The following is a 10,927-nucleotide window of genomic DNA, read 5'->3' as shown; positions in this document are numbered from 1 at the left end:
TACGCACAGTCCAGGCATCGCTCAAGCCGCAGCCCGTTCCGAGATCTGCCGCGAGGGGGTCGATCGCCACCAGTGACTGCCGGATGGATCAGTGCCCCGCTAATCGAGCCGGATTCCAACATTTTGTTTTCCGACTCATCGACCACCAACTGTGCCCGGTTATAGGCGATGATGCCCGTCAGCTTGTTGTTGTCGAGGCTGTGCGCGGCTTCAGTTAACTGCCCGGCGATCGCCTGGCCAAGTTCGGGTCCATGTTCATCGATCAGCCGGTCGAGTTGCGCCTGATGTCCGGGTGTCGTGATCTCCACACCGCTGAGGGCGGTATGGCCCATCCATGCCCAATCGACCCGGCTGCGGTAAAACGCCTCCTGAGACTCCGTTAGCGCCTGTGGTGGCAGCGTCTGCAGCTGATAATCGGCCAGGGTGCCAATCGCATCGCCATAACGCTCGCGCGCCTGCGCCATCGCCCCCTGCCAGCCCTCCCCGTTCTGCAGACCGCTGAGCAAGCCGTTGAAGGCCTCGACTGCGCGATCGCCCTTGATCATGCCGCGTCGTAACAGGTTCTCGATGCCGCCGGCGAGGGCATCGGTGCTCGCCTCGGCCGGAGAACGATAGCTCCGAAGTTCCACAGTTAGGGGCGTAACCCCCTGTTTTCCCTGACCCAGGATCTTAAAAAATGTCACAACAGTTGACTTGTTAACTGGGACAAGTCGCGATCACTCTCCGGTAGAAGGGCTGTCGTTGAGCTGCCGTGAGCGGGATCAGTGGTTGCCTTCACGACGGTCTGCTGAGTGTTGGTGCGGGAACCACCTGACAGAGAGGCTCCCAGTACAACGCTCCTATCAGGCAGCGACGTGTCGGCGTAGCCGTGTAGCCCGCCCCATTGCGTTGTGTCACTGTGTGCTGGACGCACGGATTGCTTATCAGCCGCGGGATCGCCTAAGGTGATGGCCTGTACACGCGTATCACCCAATCGGGTCCGCGGCGCTACCTGCAGCGGGTCGAAGGCTATCGGGATGCGGCCGGCAAGGTGAAGCAGCGCGTCGTGGCCAGCCTCGGGCGAGTCGATCAGCTCGAGGCGGCCGATCTCGAGCCACTCATCCACGGCCTGCAACGTGCTGTCGGGCGCCCCGAATCCATGCCGCAAGCACCGGTGTTCGAGACCGCACGCAGCTACGGGGATGTTTGGACCCTGCATCAGCTCTGGCAGGCACTGGGCCTCGGCGAGGCCCTGCGCCGAGCGCTGCGTTCCTCCCGTCGCCCATTCGACGCCGATGCGCTCATCCGCGCGAGGGTGTTCGCCTGGCCGAGCCAAGCAGCAAGCTCGGGCTGCTGGAGTGGCTGCAGGAGCGCACGCATCTGCCCGAGTTCGCGGCTAATGAGCTGCCTCATGAACAGCGGCTGCGCGCGATGGACGCGCTGGAGGAGCACAACGAGGCGGTTGAGTGCGCGGTGGCAAAGCCGTTGCGCCCGTTACTGGCTCAGGATCTCAGCGTGGTCTTCTATGACGTGACCACGGTGCGCATCCACGGCACCGGCCAGTGCGCGGGCGACCTGCGCCGCCATGGACTGAGCAAGGACACCGGAGGGATCGATTGCCAGGTGGCGCTCGGTGTCGTCCAAAGTGCCGACGGGTTGCCGATCGCCCACGAGGTGTTCGAGGGCAACGTGGCCGAAACCACCACGCTGGCACCGATGATCGAGCGGTTGCTTAAGCGCTTCCGGCTCAAACAGGTGGTGATCGTTGCCGATCGGGGCCTGTTGAGCATCGACAACATCGATGGGCTCGAGGCGTTGGGGTATGCGCAGGGCTTGCAAGTGGACTCCATCCTCGCCGTGCCGGGGCGTCGCTACGCCGAGTTCACTGAGCTGATCGCCGAACACCCTCCCCGCCTGGTGGCGGCGGTGTGCGATCCGGATGCCGACGTGATCGGCGAGACGCGTTGGCAGGAGCGCCGGCTGGTGATCGCCCACAATGCCACCCGTGCCGCCGAACAATCCCGGGCGCGCCGGGAGGCGATCGAGGCCCTCGATGCACTCGGCCAACACCTGGCCGAGCGGCTCAATGATCAAGATGCAGGCAAACCCGTGCGCGGCCGGCGTGCGACAGATCGCGGGGCTTACAAGCGCTTCCATCAGGCCGTGCTCGAGAAGCGCCTCAGCCTCATCGTCAAGGCCGACCTGGGCTCGCCGCAGTTCAGTGACCTGATCGATCAGAGGGCCTGGCAGGCCGCCGAGCGCCTCGATGGCAAGCTGTTGTTGGTCACCAGTCTCCAGGACTTGAGCGCCGAGGCGGTGGTGGCGCGCTATCGCTCGCTGGCCGATATCGAACGCGGCTTCCGCGTCCTGAAGTCCGAGATCGAGATGGCGCCGGTCGACCACCGCTTACCGACTCGCATTCGCGCGCATGCCCTGATCTGCTTCCTGGCCCGGGTGCTCTATCGTCTTCTGCGCACGTGCCTGACGGCCGCCGGTCGCGAGTACTCCCCGGAGCGGGCGTGACGCATCCTGCGCCAGATTCAGCAGCATCGGGTCAAAGCCGGCAGTCGTGAATACAGCGGGCTGTCACGCTTGACGCCGGAGCACCGGCAGCTCTTCAAGGAGATCGGTATCGCGTTGCCCCAGTAATCAAGTCAAGTGTTGTGACATTTTTTCAGATCCTGGATCAAGGAAAACAGGGGGTTACGTCCCTAACTGTGGAACTTGGGATAGCTGTTGGCGTCGGTGATGATCTGCCGCTCCCAGTGTGCCGCACGCGCGGCCGCGACCCGCTGCGCTTGTCCTTGTTCAACGCCTGCAAACCGCGCCTGCGCACCGGCATGGAAGGCATCGACGCCCGCTGCGCCAGTGCGATGGGAGATGGCTTGGGCCAATCTCTCGCACAGGTGGGTGGCTGCGCTCACGATCTGCGCCTCCAGGTCGACCTGTAACGCCTGCTGCGTGACGAAGGAGGCACCGGATGAACGCCGACAGTCCACTGCGCTCGAGAACGTCACAGACCACGCGCACGCCCGCGCCGCCCTGCTCACTGTTCATTGCATGGCAACCTACACCCGGCGCAACCACTCCACGCCCTCAAGCGTCTCAACGAAGGCGGCCAGCCCAGCACCGGTGCCGTGGACGCTGAGCGAGCGTTCAAATCACACAGGGTGCTGCGTGTGATGCCGGCACTGGCGATCACCGCACGTTGACTCAGACCAGCCTGCTGCGATTGCGCCACCGACTGCCGATGTTTGGCGCGATCCAAACGATCATGGTTTGGCGTACGACGTCGTTCTGCACTAGAGTCAACAGAGGTAGAGGCATCGGGGAACGACTGTTCCCTCGGTTAATTTGCATGTCCAAGGGTAGGCCAACCCGGTACTACTGCCACGCCTTCAGTGTGGTTGATCGCCTATCGGAATGCCCAGTTTTTCACCGAGTGATGATCCAAGCCCCGTGAAGTGGACCCGAAGAAGGAGAGAGTTACCGCGGCAGCCAGGACCGGTCGTTATCGGCGATGCGCAGACAAAGACCAAAAATGATGCCACTTCAAAGGGTAGTCTTTGAGGTGGTCTAGGCAGGATTTCTGATCTTAAACTCTTTATAATTCAAATTGTTAAGATCAAAAATGGCGGAGAGAGAGGGATTCGAACCCTCGATGGGCTATTAACCCATACTCCCTTAGCAGGGGAGCGCCTTCAGCCACTCGGCCATCTCTCCGTAGGGGGAAAATTGTAGCAGACTTTGGGGCGCTTGCGTCTACCCATGAGCGATGAGCATGGTTTGGGAACCGCTCGGTTGGAGCGTCCGCTCGGGGAAAACCCGCCCGCCCAATGGCCAGGCTCGGACAACGCCGTTCAGGCGGAGCGGGTATTCAGTCGGGGATCGGGGGGCGCTTGACTCCAGGTCTCTAGTCGTCCACTCCCACATCATGCGCGATGCGTGGCTCGGCGGTGCCTTGCGCTTGCTCGCGTTTGATGCGCTCGTAGATCTCTTCGCGATGCACGGCAACCTCGCGCGGTGCATTGACGCCAATGCGAACCTGGTTTCCCTTGACGCCGAGCACCGTGACGGTCACTTCGTCGCCGATCATCAGGGTTTCGCCAACGCGGCGGGTCAGTATCAACATAGCGGTCTATCCTTTCTGTCCTTTCATGAGCCGAGCCGCGGTTCCCTCAGCATCTTAGGTCTCGCAGCCTTGTTACCTTAACCATCTGCCTAGTTGACCGCCGCAACGGCCAAAGGTGCAAATAGTGTAGCACCGAAGTTTAGCAGTAGACATTCCCGCAATGCAGCAATTGTTACAATATGGTTTTCTCGGCAAGCCCAAAGGCCTCATGGAGCGCGCGCACGCCCAGCTCAAGATACTTCTCGTCGATGACCACCGAGATCTTGATCTCCGAGGTCGAAATCATGCGGATGTTGATGCCTTCACGGGCTAGGGCCTCGAACATCTGGCTGGCGATACCGGCATGCGAGCGCATGCCGACGCCGACCAAGCTGAGTTTGACAATCGTCTCGTCACCGGCGACCTCGCGCGCCGAGAGCTGCTCGGCGGTCTCACGCAGCACCTGCAGCGCCGTGTCATAGTCGTTGCGATGCACGGTGAAGGTGAAATCGGTGGTGGCGCTGTCGGCGCCGACATTCTGCACGATCATATCGACTTCGATATTGGCCTCGGAGATCGGGCCGAGGATCTTGTGGGCAATGCCCGGCTGATCCGGCACCCCGAGCACGGTGAGCTTGGCCTCGTCCTTGGCGAAGGCGATACCGGCGATCTTGGCGTCTTCCACGTTGTCCTCCTCGAAACTGATCAGCGTGCCCTCCCCCTCGCGAAAGCTCGAGAGCACGCGCAACGGAACCCGATATTTGCCGGCGAACTCGACCGCGCGGATCTGCAACACCTTCGAGCCCAGGCTGGCCATCTCCAGCATCTCCTCGAAGGTGATCCGATCGAGCTTGCGCGCGCGTGGCTCGATGCGCGGATCGGTGGTGTAGACGCCGTCCACATCGGTGTAGATCTGGCACTCATCGGCCTTGAGCGCGGCCGCCATGGCCACCGCCGAGGTGTCGGAGCCGCCGCGGCCCAGGGTGGTGATGTTACCGGCGCGATCGATCCCCTGAAAGCCAGCCACCACCACCACGCGCCCCGCCTCGAGATCGCCACCCACGCGCGCGCCATCGATGTCGCGAATGCGTGCCTTGTTGTGTGCGCTATCGGTGTGGATTTGAACCTGCGATCCCGTGTAGGAGCGCGCCGGGCAGCCAGCCGCCTCCAAGGCCATCGCCAGCAAGGCGATGGTGACCTGCTCGCCGGTGGCGATCAGCACATCGAGTTCGCGCGGCACCGGCTGCGGCTGAACCGCCCGCGCCAGCTCGATCAGACGATCGGTCTCGCCGGACATCGCCGAAACCACGACGACGACGTCGTGGCCTTGAGCGCGGGTACGCTTGACGCGCTGAGCCACGGCCTGAATGCGCTCGACGCTGCCGACCGAGGTGCCGCCATATTTTTGGACGATCAATGCCATCGTGCTAGGACACCGCCGCCAGCGCGCATTGCTTGACCCAGTCGCCGACCAGCTCGAGCGCAGCCGGGATGCCGGCCGGATCGGTACCGCCGGCCTGGGCCATATCCGGCCGACCGCCGCCACGCCCGCCGACCTTCTCGGCTGCGGCCTTGACCAGCTCGCCGGCCTTGAACTGGCCGACCAGATCCTTGGTGACGCCGGCGATCAGGTTGACCTTGCCGTCGCTCTCGGTGGCCAGCAGGACCACGCCGGAGCCGAGCTTGTTCTTGAGCTGATCGAGGGTCTCGCGCAGCGACTTGACATCGACGCCATCGAGCCGCGCGGCCAACACCTTGACGCCGTCGATCTCGACCACGGCATCGGTCAGCTCGCTGCCGGCGGCGCTGGCGAGCTTGGCCTTGAGCTGCTCCAGCTCCTTCTCCAGCCGCCGCGAGCGCTCGACCAGCGCCGCCACCTTGTCGTCGGCATCGCTCGCCGTCCCTTTCACCAACGCCGCGATGCGCGCCAGCCGCGCCTCTTCTTCCTCGACCCAGCTCAGCGCCACAGCGCCGGCGACCGCCTCGACGCGGCGCACGCCGGCGCTGATGCCGGATTCGGCGACGATCTTGAACAGCCCGATATCGCCCACCGCGCGCACATGGGTGCCGCCGCAGAGTTCGGTCGAGAAGTCGCCCATCCGCAGCACCCGCACCTGTTCAGCGTACTTCTCGCCGAACAGCGCCATCGCGCCCGAGGCCTTGGCGTCCTCGAGATCCATGATGCGGGTCTCGACCGTGTGGTTTTCGCGGATCTCCCGATTGACCAGGCGCTCGATCTCGCGCAGTTGGTCGCGCGTGAGCGGCTCGAAATGGGTGAAGTCGAACCGCAGTCGTTCCGGCCCGACCAGCGAGCCGCGTTGCTGCACATGCTCGCCGAGCACTTGACGCAGGGCCGCGTGCAGCAGGTGGGTGGACGAGTGATGCAGCGCGATCGCGCGCCGCCGCGCCCGATCGACCTGGGCCTCGATGCGATCCCCGACCAAGAGTTCGCCTTCGAGCAGGCGTCCGAGGTGGCAGATCACGCCCGCCTGCTTCTGCGTATCGCGCACCTCGAAGCGAGCGGTCTCGGTAGTGAGGAGGCCGCGATCGCCGAGCTGGCCGCCAGCCTCGGCATAGAAAGGCGTGACATCGAGCACCAGCAGTCCCTCCTGGCCCGCGCTGATGCGGTCGCGCGGCTCGCCGTCCAGATAGCAGCCGATCAGCGTCGCCTGATCGATCAGGCCGTCGTAGCCGCTGAAATCGGTCTCGCCCTCGACATCCAGCTCGACGACCGCGCCAGCGCCGAATTGGCTGGCGGCGCGCGCGCGTTCCTTTTGCGCCGTCATCGCCGCCTCGAAGCCGGCGAGATCCAGGGTCAGCCCGCGCTCGCGGGCGATATCGGCGGTGAGGTCGGCGGGAAAGCCATAGGTATCATAGAGCCGGAACACCGCCTCGCCGGGGATCTCGGTGCCGCTCAGGTTGGCGACGATCTCGTCGAAGATACGCAAGCCCTGCTCCAGGGTGTCGGCGAAGCGCTCCTCCTCGGTCTTCAGGATCCGCTCGATCTGGGCCTGTTTGGCGCGCAGCTCGGGGTAGGCAGCGCCCATCTGCTCGGCCAGGGGCGCGACCAGGCGCCAGAAGAACGGCGCCGTCTGGCCGAGCTGATAGCCGTGGCGGATGGCGCGGCGGATGATGCGCCGCTGCACATAGCCGCGACCCTCGTTGCCGGGCGTGACGCCATCGACGATCAGGAAGGCTGCCGAACGGATGTGGTCGGCGATCACGCGCAGCGATTGGTTGCCGAGATCATCGCAGCCAGTCGCCGCGGCGGCGGCACGGATCAGGGCCTGGAACAGATCGATCTCGTAGTTGCTGTGTACCCCCTGCATCACCGCCGCGAGCCGCTCGAGCCCCATGCCGGTATCGACCGAGGGCCGCGGCAGCGGGTGCAGCTCGCCCTTGGCATCGCGGTCGAACTGCATGAACACCAGGTTCCAGATCTCGACGTAGCGGTCGCCGTCCTCGTCCGGCGAGCCAGGCGGACCGCCCGGGACCCCGGGGCCGTGATCATAGAAGATTTCGGAGCAGGGGCCGCAGGGGCCGGTCTCGCCCATCGACCAGAAGTTGTCCTTCTCGCCGCAGCGCGAGAAGCGCGTCGGATCGACGCCGATCTCGTCGAGCCAGATGCGCGCGGCTTCGTCGTCCTCGGTATAGACGGTGATCCAGAGCCGTTCGGCCGGCATTTCCAGGGTCTGCGTCAGGAACTCCCAGGCAAAACCGATGGCCTCGCGCTTGAAGTAATCGCCGAAGCTGAAGTTGCCGAGCATCTCGAAGAAGGTGTGATGGCGGGCGGTGTAGCCGACGTTCTCGAGATCGTTGTGCTTGCCGCCGGCGCGCACGCAGCGCTGCGAGCTTACGGCGCGGCTGTAGGAACGTTTCTCGCGGCCAAGGAAGACCTCCTTGAACTGCACCATGCCAGCATTGGTGAACAGCAAGGTGGGGTCATTTCCAGGCAACAACGGGCTGCTCTCGACCGGCGTGTGTCCACGCTCGACGAAGTAATCGAGGAAGGCCTGACGAAGCTGGGCACTACTCTTCATGACAAGGAGTCGACTCCGGAGACGGGTCTTTGCGTTAACGGGGCGCGACGCCCAAGGCGGCACGGAAAGCGGCTCGACATTGGCGTGAGCACGGACGTGGACAGCGGCGCAGGCATGATCCTAAACAGCGGTGCAGGCATGAACATCGGCACAAACATTGAGCGAATCATCCGTCTGCCCCAGCCATCGGGCCCGCGTGCAGGAAACGGGCGATCAAACGTGGCGGGAAGCCGCGATATTCGAGGAAACGCGCGCGTTTTGCCTGCTCGCGCCGATCCTCGGCCTCGCGCTCGCCGAAGCGTTTCCGAGAGGCCTGGGTCAGACCGTCGAGCAGGGCCTGATCCTCCAGTTCGAGATAGGGCTGGAAGGCCTCCTCGGACAGCCCCTTCTCGCGCAATTCGGCCCGGATGCGCAGGGGGCCGAAGCCCTTGCCGAGACGCTCGCTCACATAGGCGGCGATCAGCCGTTCTTCGCTCAACAGCCCGTTGGCGACCAGGGATTCGATCACCGCCTCGACGGGCGCCTTCGGATAACCGCGTTGGCGCAGCTTGCGCGCGAGTTCCAGGCGACTGTGCTCGCGCCTGCCGAGCAGCTTCAGCGCCCGGCCGCGGATCTCTTCAAAGAGTCCGTCTCGCGCCTCGGCTGCGGCTTCTTCGGTCGCGGCCTCCGGGGCCATCGCCGATTCAGCCATCGGTTGCGGCCTTCGCATGCTTGGCTTCCTTCGCATTCTTCGCCGGCTTGGCATCGGCATCATCGACGGCGGCCGGCGTGTTCAACGCGGTATCGGAACCTGCATCAGAGCCTGCATTGGGCGTTGATCCGGCGCCCTCTTCGGCCGCAGCCTCAGCCTGAGTCGACTTAGGCTTCGGCAGCAGAGCCGCGCGCACCTTGGCATCGATGGCGGCGGCAATCTCTGGATTCTCCTTGAGGAAATTGCGCACATTATCCTTGCCCTGACCGATGCGCTGGCCGTCGTAGCTATACCAAGAACCGGATTTTTCGACCACCCCGGCGCTGACGCCGAGGTCGACCATCTCGCCCTCGCGCGAGATGCCCTCGTCATAGAGGATATCGAACAGCACCTCGCGAAACGGCGGCGCGACCTTGTTCTTGACCACCTTGACGCGAGTCTCGTTGCCCACCACGTCGGCGCCCCGCTTGATCGAGCCGATGCGGCGGATATCGAGTCGCACCGAGGAATAAAACTTGAGCGCGTTGCCGCCGGAGGTGGTTTCCGGCGAGCCGAACATGACGCCGATCTTCATCCGGATCTGATTGATGAAGATGACGATGGCATTGGAACGCTTGATGTTGGCGGTGAGCTTGCGCAGCGCCTGCGACATCAGCCGCGCCTGCAGGCCGACGTGCGAATCGCCCATCTCGCCCTCGATCTCGGCCTTGGGCGTCAAGGCCGCGACCGAGTCGACCACCACCATGTCGACCGCGCCGGAGCGCACCAGCATGTCGGTGATCTCGAGCGCCTGTTCGCCGGTGTCCGGCTGCGAGACCAGGAGTTCGTCCATGTTCACGCCGAGCTTCTCGGCGTAGCCGGGATCAAGCGCGTGCTCGGCATCGACGAAGGCCGCGGTGCCGCCGGCGCGCTGCGTCTCGGCCACCGCGTGCAGGGTGAGCGTGGTCTTACCGGAGGATTCCGGACCGTAGATCTCGATGACGCGACCGCGCGGCAGGCCACCGATGCCGAGGGCGATATCGAGCCCCAGGGAGCCGCTCGAGACGGTTTCGACATTGGGGATGGCGCCGGCATCGCCCATGCGCATCACCGAGCCCTTGCCGAACTGCTTCTCGATTTGGCTCAACGCGGCGGCCAGCGCCTTCTTGCGATTCTCGTCCATTGTCACTCCAGGAACCAGGGTTGTTAAGGATTATCCCACAGCCGACCCGCCCCCACACAAGCCGCTCAGGCGATTTCAGTCGGCCGATGACGCGCCGCACAGCGCTCCAGCAGCCCGCGCAGCGCATGCGCGACCGCCTGGCGGCGCACCTGTTCGCGATCGCCCGCGAAGTACCGGGTCTCGACCGCGATACCCTCCGGCAGCGCCCAGCCGAAGCAGAGGGTGCCCACCGGCTTCGTCGCCGTGCCGCCGCCGGGGCCGGCGATCCCGCTCACCGCCACCGCGATCGAGGCCTGACTGTGCGCGATGGCACCGCCGGCCATCTCGGCGACGACGGCCTCGCTGACCGCGCCCCAGGCCGCGAGCGTCGCCTCGGCCACGCCGAGCATCTCCTGCTTGGCCGCGTTACTGTAGGTCACGAAGCCGCGATCGAGCCAGGCGCTACTCCCTGCTACATCGGTGATGCATTTGGCAATCCAACCCCCGGTGCAGGATTCCGCCGTGGCCAGGCGCAGCCCGGCCCGTTGCAGGCAGTCGCCGACTCGCGAGGCTAGGTATTCGAGATCATCGTGCATATCCTGTGGGCTCTAGGGTGGTCGACGCGATCGCCGCGCTGTGATCCGATGCCATCTCACGACAACGGTTCAGGAGTCCATCATGTCCGATGAATCCATCCTTTGCGAGCATAATCCGCCCCCGGCCAAGCTCGAAGTCCTCGGCGTCGAGGACTGGCCGACCTGGAGGAAGGAGCCGTCCAGCTTCGAGTGGACCTATCCTCAGCAAGAGACTTGCTATGTGGTGCGCGGTCGGTTCAGCGTCACGCCCGAGGGCGGCGAGCCCCAGCATTTCAAGCGTGGCGATCTCATCACCTTCCCCGCCGGAATGCGTTGCACTTGGGAGATCACCGCAGCGGTCGAGAAGCATTATCGCTTGGATTAGCGGCG

At 64.5% G+C, this 10,927-nt stretch carries 8 protein-coding genes, 1 tRNA gene and 2 pseudogenes; 2 read left to right on the top strand and 9 right to left on the bottom strand.

All coding sequences use genetic code 11. From position 1 onward, the window contains the following. Window positions 1-683: pseudogene (locus tag ACLFQI_RS07580) on the bottom strand (hypothetical protein); the annotation flags it as partial. Between the two features lie 269 nt (window positions 684-952). Here ACLFQI_RS07580 and ACLFQI_RS07575 point away from each other — a divergent pair. Then, window positions 953-2,628: pseudogene (locus tag ACLFQI_RS07575) on the top strand (IS1634 family transposase). Window positions 2,629-2,690: 62 nt separating this feature from the next. On the opposite strand, the gene ACLFQI_RS07570 reads toward ACLFQI_RS07575, so the two are convergent. The 8 genes from ACLFQI_RS07570 to pncC all read right to left on the bottom strand — a co-directional run bounded on the left by ACLFQI_RS07570 (window position 2,691) and on the right by pncC (window position 10,558). After that, on the bottom strand, window positions 2,691-2,996 hold the full coding sequence (locus ACLFQI_RS07570; RefSeq protein WP_410758307.1) for a hypothetical protein: 306 nt from the start codon (window positions 2,994-2,996) through the stop codon (window positions 2,691-2,693). Window positions 2,997-3,611: 615 nt separating this feature from the next. Further along, window positions 3,612-3,702, bottom strand: a tRNA-Ser gene (locus tag ACLFQI_RS07565). A gap of 190 nt (window positions 3,703-3,892) precedes the next feature. Further along, on the bottom strand, window positions 3,893-4,111 hold the full coding sequence (gene csrA, locus ACLFQI_RS07560; RefSeq protein WP_410758306.1) for a carbon storage regulator CsrA: 219 nt from the start codon (window positions 4,109-4,111) through the stop codon (window positions 3,893-3,895). A gap of 172 nt (window positions 4,112-4,283) precedes the next feature. After that, on the bottom strand, window positions 4,284-5,513 hold the full coding sequence (locus ACLFQI_RS07555) for an aspartate kinase (RefSeq protein WP_410758305.1): 1,230 nt from the start codon (window positions 5,511-5,513) through the stop codon (window positions 4,284-4,286). Window positions 5,514-5,517: 4 nt separating this feature from the next. Continuing rightward, the gene (gene alaS, locus ACLFQI_RS07550; RefSeq protein WP_410758304.1) at window positions 5,518-8,130 is read right to left on the bottom strand and encodes an alanine--tRNA ligase; all 2,613 of its coding nucleotides are present in this window, start codon (window positions 8,128-8,130) and stop codon (window positions 5,518-5,520) included. Between the two features lie 166 nt (window positions 8,131-8,296). Further along, entirely contained in the window at window positions 8,297-8,821 is a 525-nt protein-coding gene (locus ACLFQI_RS07545) for a regulatory protein RecX (protein WP_410758303.1), read from the bottom strand. Further along, window positions 8,814-9,983: a recombinase RecA gene (gene recA / locus ACLFQI_RS07540; protein WP_410758302.1), complete on the bottom strand. Its 1,170-nt coding sequence runs from the start codon at window positions 9,981-9,983 to the stop codon at window positions 8,814-8,816. Before recA ends, ACLFQI_RS07545 begins: the two co-directional genes overlap by 8 nt. A gap of 65 nt (window positions 9,984-10,048) precedes the next feature. Then, entirely contained in the window at window positions 10,049-10,558 is a 510-nt protein-coding gene (pncC, locus tag ACLFQI_RS07535) for a nicotinamide-nucleotide amidase (RefSeq protein WP_410758301.1), read from the bottom strand. Between the two features lie 82 nt (window positions 10,559-10,640). On the opposite strand from pncC, the gene ACLFQI_RS07530 reads away from it, so the two are divergent. Beyond that, a complete protein-coding gene (locus ACLFQI_RS07530) occupies window positions 10,641-10,922 on the top strand; it encodes a cupin domain-containing protein (RefSeq protein WP_410758300.1) in 282 nt (93 codons plus the stop codon). Window positions 10,923-10,927: the final 5 nt, after the last annotated feature.

Source organism: Halochromatium sp. (assembly GCF_046541315.1).
Lineage (GTDB): Bacteria > Pseudomonadota > Gammaproteobacteria > Chromatiales > Chromatiaceae > Lamprobacter.
Note: the sequence above shows the minus strand (reverse complement) of the source record. Positions and strands in the feature narration are given on the sequence as shown.

Bases quoted from the DNA above. Each gene is read 5' to 3' on its own strand.
- csrA (WP_410758306.1), bottom strand. From the start codon at position 4,111: ATGTTGATACTGACCCGCCGCGTTGGCGAAACCCTGATGATCGGCGAC.
- ACLFQI_RS07555 (WP_410758305.1), bottom strand. From the start codon at position 5,513: ATGGCATTGATCGTCCAAAAATATGGCGGCACCTCGGTCGGCAGCGTC.
- alaS (WP_410758304.1), bottom strand. From the start codon at position 8,130: ATGAAGAGTAGTGCCCAGCTTCGTCAGGCCTTCCTCGATTACTTCGTC.
- pncC (WP_410758301.1), bottom strand. From the start codon at position 10,558: ATGCACGATGATCTCGAATACCTAGCCTCGCGAGTCGGCGACTGCCTG.
- ACLFQI_RS07530 (WP_410758300.1), top strand. From the start codon at position 10,641: ATGTCCGATGAATCCATCCTTTGCGAGCATAATCCGCCCCCGGCCAAG.
- ACLFQI_RS07545 (WP_410758303.1), bottom strand. From the start codon at position 8,821: ATGGCTGAATCGGCGATGGCCCCGGAGGCCGCGACCGAAGAAGCCGCA.
- recA (WP_410758302.1), bottom strand. From the start codon at position 9,983: ATGGACGAGAATCGCAAGAAGGCGCTGGCCGCCGCGTTGAGCCAAATC.